Below are 21,498 nucleotides of genomic sequence, written 5' to 3' on the forward strand. Positions count from 1 at the left end.
TTTATGAAAATGAAACTGAGTATTGCACTTTTATTAGTATGCTGCGCTGTTGTATTTTCCAGCTTCCGTGCCGGTCTATTCAGTCAGCTGACTGCACCCGCTGCCAGAAGAGCCGTGATGAATTTTCACGTATACGTGGATTCTCCCAGCCAGTCTTATGCCGGTCTGACTGCCAGCGTAAAAAACGAATCTTCCGGTGTAAACTATGCGGTGCCTGCCAATAGTGCTATTGTATCCGGCAGGCAGTTTTATGAATTTTATGTAGCAGGAAATGAAGGAGAACAATTTTCTATTACGGTGAAGTCAGGTAGTACGGTGGTGGCCAGCGGCACACATATTGTCACCCCTACCAATACGAATAACCATCATGCTGTTGTAACAGTATATATGAGTTATTAAGGGATGATCTTTTTTAAAGGAAAAGGAGTATCACATGGTTCAGCTGATACTCCTTTTCCTTTTTTTATTGTGGATTACCCATTAGTGGAATTTCCAGTCTTTTCTGCTCATTCCTGGGATAGAGAATGCCATATGCCTGGTTATTGTAACCCGGAGATGGCCTGGCTGATATATTATATAGGATTTTGAAGGAAGATGCAGCCGCGCTGTGAATTCCATAAAACAATTCATGTTGACCCGGATCAGCTGGCATAGTAAGCGTCGGACCGGCTAAAATAATACACTTTTATGCTAAATGTTCAATAGGTATACTCCACTTGTTGCCTTATCTTTCGCCAAAAGAAAAGATTCCACATGAATAAACGTCTTATCTGCCTGACGGCTATGACCCTGATCGCAGGTGCCTCCAAAGCACAGCAGTTCATACCCCTGTATCCGGATAGTGTTGTCAACAGCCGTAATGTACCCGATAAGGAGGTGAAAAAAGACAATAACGGCAGTCTGTCATTTGAGAAAGTATCTGTACCAACGGTGCAACTCTTTCTGCCGCCGGAAGACAAGGCGAACGGTGCAGCCATGATTGTTTGTCCGGGTGGTGGTTACAGCTTTCTCGCCTATACGCATGAAGGGATCAATTTTGCCAAGAGACTGAATGAAATGGGGATTACCGTGTTAGTGCTGAAATACAGAATGCCGGATGATGCGACTATGCGCGACCGTACAATCGGCCCTTTACAGGACGCCCAGCAGGCCCTCCGCCTGGTACGTCAGCGGGCAAAGGAATGGCATATCGATGTGAACAGGGTAGGGTTGATGGGGTCTTCCGCCGGCGGACATCTTGCAGCTACTGCAGGTACACATTTCGACCACGCTTATATTCCCAATCCTGAGCAGACCAATCTGCGGCCCGATTTCCTGGTACTGGTATATCCCGTGATCAGTATGGCGGATAGTCTTACTCACCAGGGCTCAAAGAATAACCTGATCGGTAAAGACGCATCACCAGCCACCGTAACAGCATTCAGCAATGAACTCCAGGTAAGTGATAAAACGCCGCCTGCCTTCCTGGTACACGCGACTGATGATAAAGGGGTAGTAGTAGGGAATAGTATCGCCTTTTATACCGCACTGGTAAGGCACAACGTTCCGTCGGAACTACATGCTTACCAGCGCGGTGGTCATGGTTTTGGGATGCGTACCAGCAATCCTGACGAACATTGGTTAGACAGACTGGAAAACTGGTTACGCGACAACGGATGGCTTAAAAGGCAATAATCTGTTGGGTTTGTTATGCCGTTTTTCAAGGATAAACGCGTCAAACAATTCCCCCGTAGCCAGATGTGCGCGGAAACTCAGGCGGTCATTATCAATGGTAATGAGATGATACATCTGCAGATGTCCGGCTACAATATCCGCCCATTCCATTTTTTCATATTCATACATCTTGGAGCCACTTACGGATACCACATACATGGTGCCGTAAGGGGCTACCTGCTGCATACCACGTCCATAGGCATGGTCATGTCCCTGTAAGACAATATCCACTTTGTATTTGTCAAAGACCGGCTTAAAATGTGCCCTTACTTTCTCATTATAACGCCCCTTTTTCGTTGAAAATACCGGATGATGCATGGTTACCACCGTCCACTTATTAGGATTGTTTTGCAGGGTATTTTCCAGCCATTTCAGCTGTGTACTGATCAGTGCCTCAGATGTCGCTTCCTCCATCATCATCGTATTCAGTGAAATGAATCGTACTCCCTGTATGTCCGTATAAAATACAGATCCTTCCAGCTGAGGATCACCGGTACCGTTAGCCGGCAGGGAGAACTGCCGCTTCCAGAAGAGCGACAGATGCGGGAGGCCATCTTCATGGGTATACTCATGATTACCGGGCGTTACCAGTGATGGAATGCTGCCATGGATATAGCCTCCTGCTTCAAACCATTGGCCCCATTCCTCGTCATTATTGGCCCTGTTTACCAGGTCCCCTGCATGAATAATGGCCTGTGCATCCGGCAACTGTGCATAGGCTTTCCTGATCACTCGGCTCCAGAAAGGACGGATACCTACCTGTGCATCACCCAGGTAAATAAAGGAGGTTTTACGGGGTGTGGCGGCTGCCGTTTTGAATTGCAGCCATTCACTCCAGCCGTTGTCACTGCCTACCCGGTAGGTATACAGTGTAGCTGCCTGCAAACCGGTCAGCGTTATCCGGTGATAGACCACATCCAGCGCTTCCAGTCTGAACGCTTCACTGCTGGCAGTAAGCCGCTTAACATTGGCTGCAAACTCCGGGTGCGCATCCGCTGTGGTATACTCTATATAAGCGGTCGTAATACCCGCAGCACTGCGCCAGTTGACAGTGACGCTGGTGGCAGGATCCTGGGTGACGGTAAGAATGATCCTATCCGGTATATTACCTGCGCTGTATCCTGCCGTATGTTGTACTGCAGGAGGGGTAGCGGCTTTGGCAAAGGTGGCTGCTCCCGTAAACGGAAGCAACGCACCTGCTTTGATGAAACCAGACAGGAATTTCCGCCTGTCGACTGTCTTTTTCTCCATATCCATACTCATTTCAGGTACCACATTTTTGTATTGATATCATCTGCGCCAAACACGTTGATGGCTGCTTTATAGTTGTCCAGGTTCACATCCTGCTCAGATGTCGGCCACGCATACCGTACCGGAAACTGTGGCTGGAAAGCCATCGGTCCTACCACAAATGCCGGATAACCGGTACGCCTGAAATCAAACCAGCCCTCAGCACCTTTAAAGGTCATAGAAATCCATTTCTGGGTGATCAGCTGCTCCAGGGTACCATTGTATTTTACGACAGCCTGGTTGTAATAGCCGCGTTTCTGTGCTTCGTCCGTCAGTCCGTAGTATGCCATAGAAGACTGGATACCGTTGTTATACATGGCTTCTGCCGTGCTGCCGTTTACAGTCAATTTACCGCGTTGCATCGCTTCCGCCAGGATAAAGCAGACTTCTGAATAGACCATCAGACTCGCTTTGAATGTGGCCGGCTTGTCCTTTCTGAAGAATGCAGAAAGGGTAGATTGATGTGATTCGCCGCCGTTATAGTCCGCCGGATTAATATAGGCATGCGGGATTCCTACATACGGGTGCTGATCAATGGTAGCACCTTCCTTACTGCTGACAGGCGCGATCCAGAGTTCCAGTCTGGGGTCATTACGTGCAATCAGTACATCTACCAGTTCTTTACTGGCTTTTGTTTTCAGGAAGTCATTGTCGATCATGTTCAGCGGTCCGCCAGCCCAGCTATCGTCCTTTTTAACACCGAGATAGGCTACCTCCGCATTATCCGCATTGCTTTCCATGATAGGATATTCCGTTTTGTCATTCAGGATCTCCTGCATCTCCGTAAAGGCGGATGCATAGTTTTTTGAACAACGCAGGAGCATACGCAGTCGCAGGGAATTTGCCAGTTTACGCCACTTCAGCAGATCGCCGCCAAATAACGCATCCGCACCTGCATTTAAACCGGTACCTCCCGCTTTAAGCTGTGTATTGGCCTCTTTCAATAAGGCCAGCAGACTTTTATACACATCCTCCTGTTTGTCATAGGTCGGCTTGATATTACCGTTTTCTACTGACTGCAATGCCTGTGAGTAAGGCACATCACCATAGAGGTCTGTCAGGTAGGCAATGTTAAATGCCATGAGTACGTTACCGGCAGCAGTATAGGCCGGCTGACCGGTTGCCGCACCTTCGTGTTGCATGGTTTTGATGATCATCGCACGCTGATAGATGTCTGACCAGTCTACCGCCGTCCAGCGAAACAGTTCATAATCATTATTGCGGATCAGGGTGATATAACGGCCCAGGGCAGCTGGTCTTCTGGCAAAACCATTCTCTGCATAGGCATAAGCCGTTTGTGTCACGGCTTCTGTAAGGTGGTATTCCGGTCTGGTTTCAGACGGACTGTTAGGGTTGGTATTGATTGCTTCGAAGTCTTTTGTACAGGCTGTCAGCGTCATTGCCGTCAGCAGACTATATAGTATGTTAGTTCGTTTCATGCGATCATTAATTAGAAGTTGCAACTGAGTTTAGCACCGTACGAGCGGGTACCTGGTAATGTCCAGTGACCAACACCCTGGTAACGCTGGTTGGAAAGGCTCATGGTGATCTCAGGATCATAGCCGTTCTTTGCTGCTGCCCAGGTGTAAAGATTGTTACCGATCAGGGACAGGGACAGGTTGCTCAGGAAAGGGATACGCTGCATTACACTACGACCGAATGCATAAGTGAGCGATACTTCTTTCAGCTTTACATAAGTAGCGCTGTAGGTTTCGTTTTCGTAATACTTCCAGTATTTATTGTCATAATAGGTAGCCGCATCAATGATGACGTCATTCGGTTTGTAAGTACCGTCGCCATTAGCGATCACACCTTCCATGATCATTCCGTCATCGCGTACAGTACCATTGGCATCGGTCCAGGTAAGACCGCCATGTGCCGCATCACGGCCGCGTAATGTATTGGTTGTACGACCATCCTGGATCAGGCTTTTCGCGACATAGGAATAGTAAGAACCGCCTTTGCGCCAGTCGATCAGGAAATTGCAGCTCAGGTTTTTGTAGCGGAAATTGTTGTTGAAACCCACCATAAAATCCGGATTGTAGTTACCGATCTTTACAAAATCAGCATCCTGTTGCTGCAGTCCGTTGCTGTTCAGAAGTGCTTGTCCGGCGTAAGCCCCTTCTTTCACTTTCACCCAGCTCCTTGTATAGAAATCGCCCATTTTAGTCCCCTCTTTGATCAGGTATTCGATGTTACTGCCATCTGTGCTGCCCAGCATATAACTGGTCACCGCTGGTGTCAGTTCGATGACTTTATTGACGTTGCGGGTGAAGTTGATATCAGATTTCCAGGTAAAAGCAGTGCTTTTGACAGGTACCAGGTTCAGACCAATTTCCCATCCGCTGTTCTGGATATTACCGGCATTGATCAGCATCGTACTGGCGCCGGAAGCAATCGTCGTAGGTACCTGGATGATCTGGTTGCGGTTGTTGGTTTTATACCAGGTGATATTAAAACCTACACGGTCTTTAAAGAAACTTGCATCTACACCGGCTTCATAAGAAGTAGCGATCTCCGGTTTCAGCAGACTGTTTTTCTGATTGAAACTGATGGTCGCACGTTTTACACTACCCCAGTCGGTATCAAATGGTACGGTGTTGTACAGCTGATATGGATCGGTATCAGCACCTACCTGTGACCAGTTGGCACGTAGTTTCAGGTAAGACAGGTCCTGCCATTTGATATTCAGCATATCAGAGAGAATCGCACTCAGGGATACGGAAGGGTAGAAGTAGGAATTGTTCTCTTTGGGCAGGGTGCTGCTCCAGTCATTACGGGCCGTCAGGTTCAGGAAAAGGTAGTTATGATAACTTACCTCACCGATACCGTATAAGCTGTTGATACGCTTTTTACGGAAGGACTGTGTATTGACCAGCGCGCCCGCTGCTGCGTTAGACAGATTGTATACACCTGGGAGTGTCAGACTTCCGGTAGACTGCTGATTGGAGGAACTTTCCTGGTCCATACGGTTACCGCCGACAGCAACAGATACTTTGAAATCGCTCTTCAGGTTGGGTTTATAGGTCAGGAGGAAATCACTGTTCTGCTCTTTGAAGTTGTCATTCTCCAGCACATAAGCCCCTTTAGGATTTCTTTTGGCGCTGAATGGTCTGCGCTGGTCTTCGCTCAGTGCATAGTAATCGAGGCCGGTACGCAGCATCAGTGTCAGATCAGGTCTGATATCGAAAGAAGCCTGTACGTTGCCCGTCATGCGGTTACGGGTGTAACTGTTGGTTTCTTCGTATGCGATCAGGTAAGGGTTGTCATCCGTGCTGTAAGGATTGTATTGTTGCAGTCCTTCTTTACCAGGTATCCAGTAGTTACGCAGGGCATGAATATTGACGTTGGGCGTCAGTTTATAGACCTGCATGGTCACGCTTTCTGTATAAGCAGAAGGACGGTTGGCACTACGGTTATTGGTATAAGCGAGGTTAGTACTGAGGTGGATGGATTTATTAAGGTGATAGGTGCCTGAGAAGGTCAGGTTATCACGTTTCAGGTCGGTATTCGGTACGATACCCCGGTTCTGCAGATTGCCGTAGGACAGTCTGAAATTGCCGGCATCTCCACTTTTGGATACCGCGATATTATTGGTAAAGGTATGTCCGGTACGGAAGAAATCTTTTATACGGTCAGGATAAGCTACCCAGTCGAGCGGCAAAGGATCGCCATTTTCATCCAGTGGACTGTTCCACTGTACCAGCTTACGACCGGTATTCAGTTTCGGACCCCATGCGCCGGTGCTGATGGTATTGTCGCTGCCTGTCCAGTCACCGGAACCATATTCATGCTGGAAATGCGGGAACATCCAGGCTTTGTCGAATACGGCGCTGGAATTAAAACTGACTCCCAATCCTTTTTTTGCAGCACCGGATTTAGTAGTGATGAGGATAACACCTGATCCTGCGCGGCTACCATAAAGGGCAGCAGCACTGGCGCCTTTTAATACGGTGATACTGGCGATATCGTCAGCGCTGATATCACTGATCGGACTACCATAATCGATGGTCTGTTTGCCATCTACCGCCTGTGCCGGATTCTGGATAGCAGGAGCAACCGGTACACCGTCTACCACATACAGGGGCTGATTGTCTTTGCTGATGGAGGATTGTCCGCGGATCGTTACCATCACGCTGGAGCCCGGATCGGAACCCGTACTGCGGATATTTACACCCGGAACGCGGGCAGCGAGGCTGTTCAGTACATTGGGTTGTGGGACATCGCTGACATCCTTGGAAGACAGCTGTGCTACGGAATAACCCAGGTTACGTTCGCTTTTTTTGATACCCAGGGCGGTCACCACCACTTCTCCCAGCGCCTTTGTAGATGGCTGTGGCAGTTCCAGGGAGGCCGGATCGGGCTTGGCAGCAGGCGTTTTCTGATGGGCAGGCATCACGCTGAGGATCGCATAATTATTGAGGATGCGGCAATGGATGGAAGCGTCTGTGGCCAGCCAGTCGAGGGCTTCTTTTAATGAGACGGTGTTTCTACGGATATGCACTGTGCGGGACAACAGGGCATTCACATCTTCATCAAAGGTAAACTGCAGCTGTTGCTGGCTTTTTACCTGTTGAATGAACTGCTGTACGGTGATGGTGCTGCCTTTGAAGGTCAGTACCTTTTCCAGGGGCTGCTGTGCCGATAGCCTGCTACAGACAGCCAATAGGAAAACAAGCATCAGGATCCGATGCATTAAAAATGTTTTCATTATTTTACAGTTGAATTCCTTGCAGGTGGTTCAAGCCTGCATACCTCGTTACTTGGCTGATAAACCAGTCAGTTGCGAAAGGCGCCCCGCTGCTACGGGGCGTTTTTTATTGCTGTTAGTATACTGCTATGTGATTGTCCTTCTCTTTATAGTTAAAGCCTGCAGTCTCTGACAGGATATGCAGGACGGCTGTCAGGGAAAGGTGTTCAAAGTCGGCCGTAATACGCTTCTTCTCCAATGCCGGCCGCTGTATCGTGATATTGACCCCATACCATTTTTCCAGTTCGCGACAGACGTCTGCCAGTGTCGCCTGATCATAAGAGAGTTTTCCTGTGGTCCAGGCAACCATCGTCTTTGCCGCGACAGGCAGGATATTGAAGCGGGCATTGTCGGTGTGGATGGTCATCTGCTGATCCGGTCGCAGCTCAGATAAGGGCTGTTGCTGCGCATTTAACAGTCTGACTTTACCTGATACCAGAACGACTGAGAGCTCCTGTCGTTGTGGACGTTCAAATATTTCAAAGGAGGTACCCAGTACCTGCGTGGTATAGTTACCGGCGGAAACAGTAAATGGTTTATCCGCAACAGTAGCGACGTTAAAATAGGCGCGTCCTTTTAGTCTGATGGCACGTGCATGTTTATTGTATTCATTGTTATAGCTGACTGTTGATCCGGGGAAAAGTGTGAGATCACTGCCGTCGGGCAGGCGGATGGTGCGTAGTTCCCGTGGACCGGCAGTGATCTCCTGCCAGGCAAGCGGCGTATTGACGGCTGGCTTGCGGAGTATAAAATAGATATAGGATACAGAAAGGAGTAATAATAAAGTAGCGGCAGCTGCCAGCATCGGACGAAGGAATCTTTTCGGAGATGTACGTATACCTGCCATCATCCGGAACTGGTCCCAGTCCGCTGGTGTACTTTGCGGTACATCGGCTTCCGGGATATGCTTCCAGGCAGTCTGCATACAGGCTTGTACCAGCAGCGGATCTGTATCAGCCGCGATATATGCTTCAATTGCCTCCCTACTGGCGGCGTCTGTAATCTTACCTTCAAAATAGGCAATGAGCTGTGCTCTGCCGGGTGGATGATGGATCATAATGACTTGTTCATCCTAAAGGACGCAGGCGAAGGAGGCGTCAAACTATCCGGTAAGGTTGAATTAATATACAGTTAACATTGGCACGGCGAGGAGGAGTAGTACGGGCAGAAAATCGGCATAATCATCCAGTTCTGCGCGCATGAATTTCAGGGAAGAGGCGATGTGATTTTGTACGGTGAAGATAGATACGTTGAGTGCGGCGGCTATTTCCGCATAGCTCATGCCTTTCTCACGGTTCAGGATAAATGCTTCACGGCGGCGGGGAGGGAGCTTGTCCAGGCACTGCCGGTAACGGCGTAATAGTTCGCGGTAACTGATGGTATCATTGATGTTTTCGGGCGCCGGTGTTTCTGCTGTGCTTTCAGTAAAACTATCTGTAATCGTTTTCCGCTGCCGTATCATGCTGATCACTTCATGGCGCATCATCGTGAACAGGTAACTATCAAAATCCTTCACGGTGCTGATACGCGCTTTCTGTTGCCATACCTTTAAGAGGACGTTCATAGCCAGTTCTTCGCCTGTTACGGCGTCTCCGCTAAAGCCGGCAGCATAACGTTTCAAACGGGGGAAATAATGCTCAAATAAGGGCCTGAAATGCGAATCATCACCAGTCAGCCAGTCATGTAGCAATATATCGGTCAGCGGAGAGGATGCCATCAGATCACTGTTTTGATGGCAGCAAATATAGAAGTACTATGTTAAGGCATTATTAAACCCTGTCTTTTAATTTAGCCTTGCAGGATCTCATTCGCTAATGCAGGGTATCGTTGCTGTATATCGTCGATAATCAATCTGAGGTGCGTGCCTACATTTACGTAGGCCGTATCCTTACCCTGGAATCGGACCCCTGTTACGTATTTGGCCCCGCGATGTAAAGCCACTACTTCCCATTTATCATTGAATACCGGTGAACCGGAAGAGCCGGATTCGGTATCGGTAAAGTAACACAAGGTGTCCTGTGTAGAGGCATAGACCAGGTTGTTACGGATACCATAGCGCTTGCTGCGTCCTCCCGGATGTTGTATGATATTGACAGGTATCGGGTCCTGTTGTACCTGTATGGTAAGGAGATTCCTGCGGAGCGGTGTCCTGCCGCTGGGAGGGATACGGATAACCGCATAATCCAGGCTTTTCTGCCAGGCTTCCAGTTTAATCGCCTGTGCAGGCGGGTTTTCAGCCGCACCTTCCACATTATAATCACTGATCACACCTGCACCGCTTCCCTGTAAAAGCAGATCTGTTTCCGCGGCTTCGCCTTCTCCGTCCTGCCGGGCATTAATGACATGGTGATTGGTGATCAGTAGTGAATCAGTCAAGAGCCAGCCGGTACCCAGGAATTGCAGGGGATTACCGCTCTGGTCCAGCCGGGGCTGTCCGTTTTCAAAAGCAGGGATCCGTAGTTTGAAGACCGAATTGGCGGTTTTAAGTGCTGCTTCCACAAACGAGAAGGTGACCATATCATCCCGGTGAATAAAGGTCTGATTAATGATCGGCGCCATTGCGATATTCACTGGTGGCGCTCCTGAGGATAATTGAATGACCTTTTCGAGCAGCAGGCGGACGGTTTTCTCACTAGCCGGTAATACGCTCACCAGCAGGGCTGCATTCTGCAGGAATATCTGCAAGGGTACCTGTCCGGTAGTGATGCGTTCCAGGTTGTTCATAAAGGAGATCTCCGTCATCAGTTTCGGGAGTATGGCCCCGCCACCGATGGGCATCACCATCATGACCCTGGGATCCACCGACTGATATAAGGCTCCTCTGTTCGCAATAGGATCTGTAGCAGCCGCGATCGCCAGGCTGAGATCATTTACTTCCACCGGACTTAAATATGCCATTATGCAAGTGATTGATAGGTTTCAAATTGATCTCCCTGCTCCCAGTCTCCCCGGAATTCATCCAGGCCACGGATGTTTTCGTTTGTCAGCATGTCATTCCAGACCTCCTGTGTACCCGTCTCAAACATGTCCAGTATGTCATAGGTATCCGGGAATTCATCCTGCAGGTAAAACTTGGCTAGTCGTATTACAAAAGCGTCCTGGTGACTGTAATGAATCGTCAGCTTTTTAGCGGCGTTGTTGAGTCTCGTTCTTAAATCACGGATCTGTACGGCCGTACCATTGTTATCTGTCGTGATCTTCAGTAAATGACTCAGTATCTGCATCTGCGCAATGGGATAAGTCAGTTTTGATACAGCTCTTTCTGCCAGTCCGAGTAAGGCGATGGCCTCATTATGATTGCCCTTCAATAGCCATACCTGGGCATATAGCCAGTAAAGTTCTGCCAGTCTGCCGGGATTTGCGCCACCGGCTACCTGGGTAATACCCTGCCTGAGTATCTTCGCTGCTCCTTCCGGATCTTCCCTGATCAGAAGGGCTTTTGCTTCCAGTGCATACAGCGGACTGGTATCCGAGCGGTCATCTCTTTCATGCAAGAGGTCCAGGGCGACGTCGATATCGTATTGCGCCAGCGCTTTCTGTACTTTACGGGTGATATTGTTTTCCCATTCCAAGAGGGAGGAATGCATATATACGTTCCTGGATACTTCCAGACTAATCACAGATGCCAGCCATGCCTGCATGGTAGCGGAATATTCCCGCAGGTTGGGCACAATGGCACTTTCAATGCCGTCCATCCACCTGTCGCGCAGTATATAGGGCGGATCTTCTCCCAGGGCGAGGCGATGATACATCTCTTCCGCCCTGGCGGGAATCCCATCCTTGTTGGCGTAATAGTCAATGGCTGCCAGGTGCAGTTCTCTTAACTGATCAAACTTATCCTGCTGTAGTAACTTGATCATCGCCTGCCGTATTTCCGGGCGATAGATCAGGGTATCTTCCGGTCCGATCCTGACGAGTGCATGTTCCCGTTTAAGGTCTTCAAACAGGCGGAAAGCTTCATCCAGGTTATTCACGGGTAGTTCGCAAATGGGAGCCAGCACCCGCAATATGATTTCGGGACTGATCACACGTAAAGCCATACCGGGATGTGCCAGTTTCCGGACATTTTCATCGTGTATATGGTTCAATATACGGTTGTACAATTGTCCCTGGATCAGTTGTTCATTCAGTTCGAATGTCAGGGCGCTGTTGTAGGTAAAATCATCAAATGCGAGTCTTTCACCGCTTTGCTGCATGGAGGTGATCAGGTTTGCCGCCAGCCGTAGTGATAACGGATTACCACCTATATGTTCAACGACAGTTGCGGCTGTTGTCGCTTCAATACCGAGGTTCTTCAGCAACTGGATACTATCCGCTGTTTTGAGGTGTTCCAGGTGTATTTCTTCTACAAAACCGGTGTCTCCCCGCATATCCTGCACGGAAGTACGGCCGGCGATGATGACACTGAACAGGGGGTATACCTGGTGGATTTCCTGCAACATGGTCCAGAAGCCTGAAAGGCTTTCCTTATCCCTGTATTCAACTTCTTCAAAAGTATCCAGTACCAGCAGTACGGCCTGATTGAAGTCGGTCTGTAATTTCTGCAACAGGACGCCGAAGTGCTGGTATAAGGACTGGGTGATACCCATACTGACATTAATCCGTCCGGCCCTGGTATCAAAAGTCAGTCCTCTCGATTTAATACTCCCCTGATCATCCCGGAAGCTGCGTACTTCGTTCCTGAAGTCGTCAAAATGTGTCTTATGTTCCGGGAGCTGTAATTCCAGTTGGGAGATAGCTTCCAGGAGTATGGTAAACGGCGCTTCTATGCGGAGGGTAGGCTGGTCAAAGGCGAGGTAGGCAAACGGAATACGCTGTGCTTTTTTACCAACACTGTTTTCCATGAGCAGACGTGCCAGCAGGGCAGATTTACCAATGCCGCCTGGTCCGCAGATAGAAAGGATCGGTTTACGGTCTGGATCCGGATTAGCGACGATGAATTCTTCCAATATTTTATCAGCAAGCGAGCGTTTTTGCTCACCGATATGAATAAACTCACGCAGCTGTTTTAGTTCGTCCTGCCGACCCATGAAATTGTCGTCTACCAGGTGTTCAAAGCCGGCAAGTACGCTTTTTCTTTCTAACAGGGGCAGGAGATCTGTCAGGCGCGGTAGCTGTGGATCCAGCCCATCCAGCCAGGTGACCAGCTGACAGAGTAAAGTCAGCTCCTGGTACTTCATACCGGTGACATCGTAGTGCTGTTCCTGGCTATTTACATATGTTTCAAATGTCTTTTGAAGATCGGTTATTGTGTGCTGGGGATTGGCTTTTAATGCTTCCGCCATGGCCGCTTTAGTACCGAGTTGCCTTAATGCCTGCTGGCGAACGGGCATCTTCAGGGCGAATGACCCTGATCCCAGACCGCCTGCTACATGTGTGATATGATCGTAGAGTAATACCCGTAACTGGGGATGTGCATACTGGCTATCGAGCGGGCGCAGGGTTTCCGGCTCAAAGCAGTGGAGTACGGCGGCTGCCTGCAGGTAGGAATGGAGTTGTGGATCGGGCGTCTGTTTGGGGGAACCGGTTTCCTTTTCCTTCCGTTTCTGCACATATCGGGCGAGAATGTCTGCTGTGGTCTGATTTTTTTCCATGGCTGATTAACTTAGGCTGTCATGAAGATCCTGTAGTTTTTCTTCCAGTTCTGCCTTCCTTTCCTCTGTATCGGGAAGATCTTTCAGCATCTCCTGCAGGAAGGTGGCATAGTCCAGTTCGGGGTGTAGCGCCAGTATCTCATTGAGTCTGTTAACGGCTTGGAGAAGGGATCTCAATCTGCCGTTCAGCACCGCCATTTTGGTATCGTTTGTCGGTAGTCCGTTGACGAGGAAGTCTGTCATGGCGATCACGTCTATTGTCTGTATGGCCCGCTGGCATATTTCCTTCACGGACGTCTCGACATCATTCCGGTTACATTGCCGGATGACCTCTTCATCCGCTTTGCCTGGTTCTACGGTCAGCATGGCACGGTCAAACCCGATCAGTATCAGGCGGCATTTCCTGGTATACATGCCCTGTGTGATCTTATAGGAAAGTGCGGTGATAAAGTAGTCGGTACTGGGATGTAAAAAAGGGCTTTTTTTGAAGTTGTCCAGTACGAACCAGCAGTTCATATCCCTGATCTGGGAGCCTTTATTTAAGACCCAGCCTGCCAGTGTTTCGGCATATGCCCGCATGTTTTCTTCTGGTCCGGGTATATCGTCGGTAGGCATCGCCATTTGTGAGACCAGGTCTTTGGCCAGTTTCTCCGCCGTCAGATCCAGTCCTATTTCTTTATCAAGTTTGGCACTGCAGGCCAGCATGGTATTTTTCAGATTGGAAAAATGGTCGATATAATTGGTGGAGTAGGACTTGCCTGATTTGTCGCCACCATTCACTACCAGGATGGGTTGTGCATTGCTCATAGGCTGCGACAGGCGGTCCAGGTGATTCCTCAGTATCGTACGGTTGACAAACGGGATAGTGTTGTTCAACACCGTTAGTATATACGGATTGGCTGTCGGCGGTGGTGGGATCCTGGCATATTCCCAGATCTCTTTGACCTTGGCATTCAGTGTTGTTAACTGGAAGATATTGAGCAGCCTTTCCATCCATGTCGGATTGTTATTAAATCCGTCAAGGATACAAAGGCGCACGGCGTCCATGGCAATACGCAGTACAGAGCCTTCTGTGGTAAGGTCTGTAGCCAGCGTAGTACCGCCGAAGGGACCCGCAATAGCGGCACGGGGAGAACCTTCTGTGGCCAGTTGGGTCACCAGTGCATCGATGATATACATTTTATCATTTTCCGAAAACATAGGAGAGATTTATGCTGACTGAACGGAGACGATGAAACTTTTGGGGTACGTTAATACGACTAAAATCTGCGCTGAAACAAGAGGATTTATAAGGTAATGAGGTACGCGGCTAATAGAAACGCCTGATCTGCTGATTCTTATTACTAATTTACGGCAATTTTTTATTTGAATCATATTTTCCCGTCTTTAAGACTGTCCGGAACCGGCGCATACAGATCCCTGATGAACTATTTATAATTAATATTATTTGCTATATATTAGCGGCTTTTCAGCACTTTTATCATATCAGTTGAAACCATTGATCAAACATGAACGCCAGTAATTTAGAGATCCCCGAACATTTACACAACGACATTATTGCGCTGATTACCTATCTGGAAAAGCAGGCCCCGAAAAACGCCAATCGCAGCAAAGTGGCTCCGGCCGACTTAGCCAGAATGGAAGCGACAGCAGGATTTGCCATGCCTTCCGCCTTCAGGGAGTTCTGGCTGAAAGGAGGTGCTGCTTACTGGGAAGACGAGCAGCTGACCTGTCTTAGCTATTGCTATACAGATTACAGCAGCGCTGATAATACATTATACAGGATGTTAGCTACCAGTCTGCTTTTCTCCGGCAGGAAAAGCGAGTTCCTGGAACAGGAGAAACGCCTTTTATACGCCTGCTGGATTGTGGGTATGATCAAAGAAGGCGACAAAAGAACTTTCTTTGTCAGTGATGCATTGGGCAAGGTGCATATTGCGCATATAGACAAAAACTTCAGCCAGGTGAGTGACGAGGAGTTACGCACTGCATTTGCTTCCATCCTGGAACAGCGGGATGCGCTGGCAGATTTTATGACTACCATACAGCTGCCGGATGAAGACGATGACGATTTTCCGGTTAGCAGAAGGATAGTAGATGAGGAGGAAGACGAAGAGGAGGAAGACGAGGAAGATCTGGCTAAACAGGCATTCCTGGACAAACACCAGCTGGAAGAATTGACCTATGAGGAAGTACTGGAGCGTATGGGACTGGAACAGCTGTTTGACTATTGGAATGGCGAAAGTGGTGTCAGTATTATGTCGCTGGACAACTATGAAGATGAACCTTCTTACTTCGAAGACTATAGCCGTATCTACTACTGCGACGGCGATCTGGATATAGACAGCCTGGATATTCCCGGTCTGTATATCGATCTGCTTGTGGTAAAAGGTAACCTGACTGTACGCGATAGTGTGGCTGGCTGGGGAGGAGGCGGTGTAGCCTATTATGTGACGGGCAACACCACTATTGACAAGTTACAGATCGATGAACTGCAGAAGACCCTGGGACAGGAATCCGTACGTTATCTGGCCTATGCATGGGCAGACGATCATGAGATGCTGAACCGGCTCTCACACAGGAAAATTGACGCCCCTGTTTTCCTTTCCTGGTTCTATGACCTGAATTGCTTCGAATTTGCACCGGACACCCTGATTACGGCATTGTATGAGTATGATGACTTGTCAACCTATAAAACAACAAATGCCTTCCTGCCATGGCATGATTTTGCTTCGGCCTTCCGTACGGATTTATACTATCCGGTAGAGAAAGAGCATCATGACAACCTGAATCTGAATATCAACGGTATTTATGAGGCGCTGAAGAATGGTCAGCCGATATTTAAGGAAGGCGTAACAAAAGAAGGGATCCTGTTGACCAATGAAGGGCAACGTCTGTTGGCCGCTGAGGACAATCGCGGTGCATGGGCCTGTTTTAAGAAAGCGATGGAAGTAGCGCCGGGTTATTACCTGGCGTATAGTGAAGGCGGAAAATTGCTTTTCAAAGAGAAAGCGTATCATCAGGCAATGGAGGTATTTGCGAAAGGTATTCCATTCACACCGGAGAAGCTGAGTTACGAAAATACCTGTGCCGAGCAGGCGGCTTTATGCGCTGTGCGTATAGGGGAATATAACCAGGCGATCGAATGGAGTCTCGATGTGCTTGAAAAGAATGCCGAGGCTTATTTTGCGATGCGTGTGATAGGAGAGGCGGCGATCTTAACACAGCAGCTGGACGATGCAGAAGCCTATCTGAAAAAATCCCGGGACATATCGTCTATTTTCAGTACCAACTGGTTATTGGGACTGGTATACCATTTACAGGGCGATCAGAAAAAGGCGGAGGAGTCTTATCAGCAGGCTGCCCGGAATAGTGGCAGGGCGAAGCCTTATAGTGAGTATACTGATATGAGTTATGTATATGGTACGCCGGTGACACCGGATTGGCTGTAATAACGATACTAATCAATAAAGAAGGGGCAGCAGATCATGCTGTTGCCCCTTCTTTTTGTCGCTGATGGATCAGCTGCTTTCCAGTCCGCAGTAAACCTTCGAAAAGTTCTTCTTCGCGAGATCGCTCTTATGGATCATGAAGTAGATCTCTCCCGCATCCCAGAAACAGAATCCCGGCTGACTATCACTACTTACCCGTAATAACACCATCCAGTCCTCTGGTTTGCCTTTTAAGGTATGTGCGGCCTCTTTTTCAGGCGTATCATGCTGTTTGAAAACATAACTGTTGATACTGTGTACAGCCTTGAAATCAGGCTCTAATGCCTGTTTTAAGGCATCCGTAGCATCATCCTCTTCCTCTAATGGTTCCAGTTCCGGCCAGGATGTCTCGTAATATTCCCTGGCATTGTAGAAGAACGGCAGACTGACATATTTGTCCGCAATGGCTTTATAAGGGGTATAAATGCCGTGCTGGTCATAGATGTAGTCTTCAGTAATATCCAGTTGACTGGCAGATTGCAGGGTGGACAGATCGCCGTCGTAGTAGATCACGGATGCATCTGTGTCTTCCTGGTCTTCTATGAAGAAATACAGGATGCCGGTACGGGGCAGGTAATCCTGTAAATGTGCTATATCGGTACAATTGATCTGTGCAATAAACTGCATACCCTTTTCATTGCCCTCATAATCTTTGAAGGAAGGGTAAGCTACACCCGCAGGTAAGTCTGGTAATCCGCCGAAACGGTTGTTCCCTTTACCTGCATAATTGTCTTCCTTCGTCGTTGCAAAGGCCACAGATTTACGGGCCAGTTCCGTTAGTCCCTTCTGATAGTATTGGAGTTCCTGTGCCGCAATGGCCTGTTCCAGTTTGTCAGACAGTTTGTTGTCATGTTTCGCCAGGAACAGCGCCTGATCAATCGGAACGGTACCCTGGTCGTCCGCCCCTTTATAACTATAATCCAGCAGCGTCATTTTCTTTTCCAGTTCCAGGTCCAGGTGTTCAATGGTTTCCAGTCCGGGAGGCAGTTTCGTCAACGGATTCCCTTTGATGCTCAGCGATTTCAGCTTAGGCATTTTTGTCAGTGAATCCGGGAGGGAAGTCAGCTGGTTATTCTCTATGGTCAGGGTTTCCAGGGAATCTGACTGTCCGGGTGAAATGGACTGTAACTGGTTATTGCTCAGGTAGCAGAATTTCAGTTTCGGTAGCTGGAAGATATAAGGATGGATGCCTTCGATTTTGCTCTCTGACACGTACAGGTGTTCCAGTTCTTTCAGGTCGCCGATCCATTGCGGCAGACTATCCACCGCGCGGATACCTGAGAGTGTCAGTTTACGGAGTGATTTATAATGTTTAAGCGGTTTGGGTACTTCTTTGAAGTCGGCCGCCGAAGGCTTATCCGCAGAAAAAGAAATATGCAATGTTTCCATCTCTTTCAGCGGTGCTAATGTCTCATGTAGCAAAGCCGGATAAGGGTCTGTCAGTTGCAGATGGCGCACAATAGCAGGGGAGGCAGTTTCCAGTTCTTCTACACGCAGGAAACGGTAGTTTTCCCACTTGATATCTTCCAGTGGTAGTTGCTTTGCGATCGTTACCGGGTAGTTGCCGAAATGTCCGTTGATACCCAGCCAGCCGTCCTGTAAGGTGACTTCACCCGTGAATTGCAGGCTATAGTGAAATCCGCCTTTCCAGAGGTAGGTCAGGTAGGAGCTGTCCCGTTCATCTTCGAAAGTAAATATGCCGGTAGGAATGCCGTTTTTATAGATGCCTTTGAAGTAAAACTGCAGGTACACCCTACCATGCTCATAATCATTGAGCAGATGTCCGTGTTTTTTATCGTCGTAATCGGGCATTTCTGCCTCCAGTTTGATATACAATGCGCCATCGCCGTCGGACACCGATATATCACTGCCGGACAGAAAACGGAGTTGATAATCATCCAGTTCCCAATAATCATGTCCATCAGCAGGAACGCTAAAAGGTGCGACGGGCGTTTTCTCTTTTTGCGCTGCAGTGTCTTCTGAAGCTGCGTATTTAGAAAGGATTTCGTCAATGCCTGCTTCCTGTTGTTTCAGTCCTTCTTCCTGATTACCGAAGTATTGCAGGCTTTGCCATATTTCATCGAATATAGGCTCATATTCAGCGGCTTCCTCGACATCACAATCGGCGATGATGGTGTAACAATAGTTCTCGTTAATCTGTACCAGGCCGAAATAATAAAAGAAGAAGCCGTCTGCAGACTTAGCGGTACGTACTAAAGCGGTATGTCCGGCAACAGGTAATGTCTTGTCGCTGATCACGTCAAGGGCGCCTCGTTGTTCCGGGCAACTTGCATGAAAACGGGCGGTAAGATCAGCACCGGGATATTTTTTATAAAAGCTGACTTTATTCAGACCGGCAGTAATAAAAGAAACATAGTTGTTGTCTTTTACCTGTTCGGCTTTCATACTTTCCCACGTTACGCGCACGTGGTTATAAATCTCCGGGAAGCTGACACTAAAGGTTTTCGCAGATACTGTTTGCATAACTCTGTTCACACGGGTTTTGTTAACAAATGGATAGCAAATATAACAGAATCTGCGAAACTGAACTGCTTTGTTTCAACTACCGGCGAGGGGCGTACCAAAGATGCCAACTGCCAGTTCTGCCCATACCAGCGCCACTACAATAAACAGTACTACACATAGCAGAAGACGGTGACTGGTAGCCCTTACTTTTCTTAGTATCAGTTCCAGCAAAAGGCCCGTTCCGAACAGGAGGAAACCGGCCACCAGGAAATCAGAAAAAGACCATTTTACTTCGGCTGTGAACTGCATGGCTACCAGGGGGACCAGCAGTAGCAGGGCGGCGGTAAAGATAATGCCGGCCAGCCGCTTGTTTTGTGTCATCATAGCGTATCGTTTGAGCATATAAGTGTATAGGTATCCTGTACGGAGCTGTTTTCATGCTCCGGTAACGGTGTAAAACAATGCGTTGTCTTATTCCAGGCTATTGGTAGTTTGGCAGCTGTTTTTACAGCTATGCTTTCCTGCGGTAAAGTACTTTGTACTTCAAAGTAATGACATGTTCCTGAAACTAAAAAATATATTTTCGCAGCAGGGCAGGGGAGTGATGGCGGATCGGCATCGTAGATGTCGCAAAGGCGCATCTGGCGGCGCACCCTTATGAGCTAATCATCAGCAGAAACTCTAATAGCGGTCCCTGGGTGCGTAGTTATATGGATGCACATGAAGGCACGGACTGCAGGTATTGCCAAGGTGTAGTTCCTGCCGTCTGTTGTTTGTTATTTATGGTTTCTTCGCCCTGACCATTTCCCGCTTCCGTTTAGGTCCGGATACCTTTTTCTCCACGCCAAATCCCGCTGCCTTTAAAGCCCTTTTTACGTCGCCTTTACTACAATACGTGACGAGTATCCCGCCCGGTTTTAATTGTTCAAACAGCTTTGTAAATATCGTTTCCGTCCATAACTCCGGTTGTGCGCCGGGGGCAAAGGCATCATAGTAGATCAGATCAAAAGGCTGTCGGAACACCGCCTCCTGTATAGGTGCATGTGTTTTATGTAAGGTAAAGCAGGGATGTAATAGTACATCCTGGTCCCATGTACTTTCATGCAATGATTGCAGAAAAGGTTGCAGTGTGGGTTCTCCCAATTGTTCCGGGTAATTCAGGGAGCTGGCTTCTTTTATCGTGAGCGGATATTGTTCTATTGTCTGATAGTAAACGCTGCGTTGTAAGGTGATTGCTTCGCGTAAGGTCAGTAAGGCATTAAGACCAGTTCCAAATCCCATTTCCAGTATAGCTATCGGATGGAGATCAGCCGGCAGATGATGCAGGCCGTTATTGATATACACATGCACACTTTCCTGTATCGCCCCGAGAATGCTGTGGAAGGTAACATGCATGTCCGGGACGGCAATGGTATGTGAACCATCAGCAGTGATTTGTAGCAACCTTTCCATATGGCAAAGTTCGTAAATTATAGCTATACCTGCGTGATGATGATGATGCGATAAACTAGGTCATGCCGTTTAAATACGGATATGGAAGTGATGCTGTTTCTTACTTTACTGGCCCAACATTTGCAAAACTTTACATATCCTGTAAGTTTCACAGACCTGAAGAGTGATTATACGATAGAGCGGAGATGTGAAAATCTATATTTACAGGCTTGCTTTAAGCATTGATATGTGAGGAAATAGGTGTATTTTTTGAAAGAAATGATGTGTTGTGGTATGAAGTGAGAATTCCCAAAACAGGGATAAGATAATGTAATAAAAAATGCCGGTAAGCGCCGGTGCAACATAAACCCATAAACATTTTATTTATGTCAACATACCAGGATAAAGCAGGAGATCTTCGGACATCTTTATCAAATCTGATCGAACATAGCGAAAATCTCCCTGGATTAAAGAAGTTGTCTCAGCAAGCGACGGAGGATTATCAGGTGCAACTTCTGCATGCACAAAAAAACAATTCTGTCAACACAGCGGTGTTCAATGAGTTACATCGCCTGAATGAAAAAGCAGAAAGCGCCAGGTCAAGTATAAGACATGCGGAAGAAAAAATTGAAGAGGCCAAGAAGAAGCTGCAGGAGATACTGGCCCCGCTGCCGGACGTTTCGGTGGCTGTGGAACTGGCAGATCAGTACACGGTTTGGCTACATGCTGATAATCACGAAATCGGTTATAAGAAGAATTGATA

At 48.1% G+C, this 21,498-nt stretch carries 15 protein-coding genes; 4 read left to right on the top strand and 11 right to left on the bottom strand.

The annotated features are described in order from the left end of the window. Positions 1-3 precede the first annotated feature (3 nt). Both CPIN_RS17630 and CPIN_RS17640 read left to right on the top strand, forming a co-directional pair. A complete protein-coding gene (locus CPIN_RS17630; protein WP_012791186.1) occupies positions 4-399 on the top strand; it encodes a hypothetical protein in 396 nt (131 codons plus the stop codon). Between the two features lie 354 nt (positions 400-753). Continuing rightward, the gene (locus tag CPIN_RS17640) at positions 754-1,674 is read left to right on the top strand and encodes an alpha/beta hydrolase (RefSeq protein WP_012791187.1); all 921 of its coding nucleotides are present in this window, start codon (positions 754-756) and stop codon (positions 1,672-1,674) included. On the opposite strand, the gene CPIN_RS17645 is transcribed toward CPIN_RS17640, so the two are convergent. The 8 genes from CPIN_RS17645 to CPIN_RS17680 all read right to left on the bottom strand — a co-directional run bounded on the left by CPIN_RS17645 (position 1,642) and on the right by CPIN_RS17680 (position 14,547). Beyond that, entirely contained in the window at positions 1,642-2,964 is a 1,323-nt protein-coding gene (locus CPIN_RS17645) for a purple acid phosphatase family protein (RefSeq protein ID WP_012791188.1), read from the bottom strand. The genes CPIN_RS17640 and CPIN_RS17645 overlap by 33 nt on opposite strands. An 8-nt stretch (positions 2,965-2,972) precedes the next feature. Next, positions 2,973-4,442 (bottom strand): SusD/RagB family nutrient-binding outer membrane lipoprotein, encoded by a 1,470-nt coding sequence (locus tag CPIN_RS17650; RefSeq protein WP_012791189.1) that lies wholly within the window; start codon positions 4,440-4,442, stop codon positions 2,973-2,975. 11 nt (positions 4,443-4,453) lie between these two features. Further along, the gene (locus tag CPIN_RS17655) at positions 4,454-7,714 is read right to left on the bottom strand and encodes a SusC/RagA family TonB-linked outer membrane protein (RefSeq protein WP_222838216.1); all 3,261 of its coding nucleotides are present in this window, start codon (positions 7,712-7,714) and stop codon (positions 4,454-4,456) included. Positions 7,715-7,829: 115 nt separating this feature from the next. Next, positions 7,830-8,810 (bottom strand): FecR family protein, encoded by a 981-nt coding sequence (locus tag CPIN_RS17660; protein WP_012791191.1) that lies wholly within the window; start codon positions 8,808-8,810, stop codon positions 7,830-7,832. A 63-nt stretch (positions 8,811-8,873) separates the two neighbouring features. Further along, entirely contained in the window at positions 8,874-9,470 is a 597-nt protein-coding gene (locus CPIN_RS17665) for an RNA polymerase sigma-70 factor (RefSeq protein ID WP_012791192.1), read from the bottom strand. A gap of 71 nt (positions 9,471-9,541) precedes the next feature. Continuing rightward, positions 9,542-10,651 (bottom strand): trypsin-like peptidase domain-containing protein, encoded by a 1,110-nt coding sequence (locus CPIN_RS17670; RefSeq protein WP_012791193.1) that lies wholly within the window; start codon positions 10,649-10,651, stop codon positions 9,542-9,544. After that, positions 10,651-13,347: an ATP-binding protein gene (locus CPIN_RS17675; RefSeq protein WP_012791194.1), complete on the bottom strand. Its 2,697-nt coding sequence runs from the start codon at positions 13,345-13,347 to the stop codon at positions 10,651-10,653. The genes CPIN_RS17670 and CPIN_RS17675 overlap by 1 nt, the downstream gene beginning before the upstream one ends. 6 nt (positions 13,348-13,353) lie before the next feature. Further along, complete coding sequence (locus CPIN_RS17680; RefSeq protein ID WP_012791195.1) at positions 13,354-14,547, bottom strand: CheW domain-containing protein; 1,194 nt, start codon at positions 14,545-14,547, stop codon at positions 13,354-13,356. Positions 14,548-14,855: 308 nt separating this feature from the next. Between CPIN_RS17680 and CPIN_RS36745 the strand changes: the two genes are divergently transcribed. Further along, a complete protein-coding gene (locus CPIN_RS36745) occupies positions 14,856-16,799 on the top strand; it encodes a tetratricopeptide repeat protein (protein WP_012791196.1) in 1,944 nt (647 codons plus the stop codon). 69 nt (positions 16,800-16,868) lie between these two features. Here the strand turns inward: CPIN_RS36745 and CPIN_RS17695 are convergent, their stop codons facing one another. From CPIN_RS17695 to mnmD, 3 genes are all read right to left on the bottom strand, one after another. Then, positions 16,869-19,322, bottom strand: a complete 2,454-nt coding sequence (locus tag CPIN_RS17695) for a DUF1963 domain-containing protein (RefSeq protein ID WP_044219037.1) — start codon at positions 19,320-19,322, stop codon at positions 16,869-16,871. 75 nt (positions 19,323-19,397) lie between these two features. Then, on the bottom strand, positions 19,398-19,688 hold the full coding sequence (locus tag CPIN_RS17700) for a hypothetical protein (RefSeq protein WP_044219040.1): 291 nt from the start codon (positions 19,686-19,688) through the stop codon (positions 19,398-19,400). A 396-nt stretch (positions 19,689-20,084) separates the two neighbouring features. Further along, positions 20,085-20,756, bottom strand: a complete 672-nt coding sequence (gene mnmD / locus CPIN_RS17705; protein ID WP_012791199.1) for a tRNA (5-methylaminomethyl-2-thiouridine)(34)-methyltransferase MnmC2 — start codon at positions 20,754-20,756, stop codon at positions 20,085-20,087. Positions 20,757-21,121: 365 nt separating this feature from the next. On the opposite strand from mnmD, the gene CPIN_RS17710 reads away from it, so the two are divergent. Beyond that, positions 21,122-21,496, top strand: coding sequence for a hypothetical protein (locus CPIN_RS17710; protein ID WP_012791201.1), 375 nt, complete (start codon positions 21,122-21,124; stop codon positions 21,494-21,496). Positions 21,497-21,498: the final 2 nt, after the last annotated feature.

The sequence above is a fragment of the Chitinophaga pinensis DSM 2588 genome (genome assembly GCF_000024005.1).
In the GTDB taxonomy this organism is placed as follows: Bacteria; Bacteroidota; Bacteroidia; order Chitinophagales; family Chitinophagaceae; genus Chitinophaga; species Chitinophaga pinensis.

Coding starts and splice junctions, on each gene's coding strand:
- CPIN_RS17630 (WP_012791186.1), top strand. CDS start 4: ATGAAAATGAAACTGAGTATTGCACTTTTATTAGTATGCTGCGCTGTT.
- CPIN_RS17640 (WP_012791187.1), top strand. CDS start 754: ATGAATAAACGTCTTATCTGCCTGACGGCTATGACCCTGATCGCAGGT.
- CPIN_RS17645 (WP_012791188.1), bottom strand. CDS start 2,964: ATGGAGAAAAAGACAGTCGACAGGCGGAAATTCCTGTCTGGTTTCATC.
- CPIN_RS17650 (WP_012791189.1), bottom strand. CDS start 4,442: ATGAAACGAACTAACATACTATATAGTCTGCTGACGGCAATGACGCTG.
- CPIN_RS17655 (WP_222838216.1), bottom strand. CDS start 7,714: ATGAAAACATTTTTAATGCATCGGATCCTGATGCTTGTTTTCCTATTG.
- CPIN_RS17660 (WP_012791191.1), bottom strand. CDS start 8,810: ATGATCCATCATCCACCCGGCAGAGCACAGCTCATTGCCTATTTTGAA.
- CPIN_RS17665 (WP_012791192.1), bottom strand. CDS start 9,470: ATGGCATCCTCTCCGCTGACCGATATATTGCTACATGACTGGCTGACT.
- CPIN_RS17670 (WP_012791193.1), bottom strand. CDS start 10,651: ATGGCATATTTAAGTCCGGTGGAAGTAAATGATCTCAGCCTGGCGATC.
- CPIN_RS17675 (WP_012791194.1), bottom strand. CDS start 13,347: ATGGAAAAAAATCAGACCACAGCAGACATTCTCGCCCGATATGTGCAG.
- CPIN_RS17680 (WP_012791195.1), bottom strand. CDS start 14,547: ATGTTTTCGGAAAATGATAAAATGTATATCATCGATGCACTGGTGACC.
- CPIN_RS36745 (WP_012791196.1), top strand. CDS start 14,856: ATGAACGCCAGTAATTTAGAGATCCCCGAACATTTACACAACGACATT.
- CPIN_RS17695 (WP_044219037.1), bottom strand. CDS start 19,322: ATGCAAACAGTATCTGCGAAAACCTTTAGTGTCAGCTTCCCGGAGATT.
- CPIN_RS17700 (WP_044219040.1), bottom strand. CDS start 19,688: ATGATGACACAAAACAAGCGGCTGGCCGGCATTATCTTTACCGCCGCC.
- mnmD (WP_012791199.1), bottom strand. CDS start 20,756: ATGGAAAGGTTGCTACAAATCACTGCTGATGGTTCACATACCATTGCC.
- CPIN_RS17710 (WP_012791201.1), top strand. CDS start 21,122: ATGTCAACATACCAGGATAAAGCAGGAGATCTTCGGACATCTTTATCA.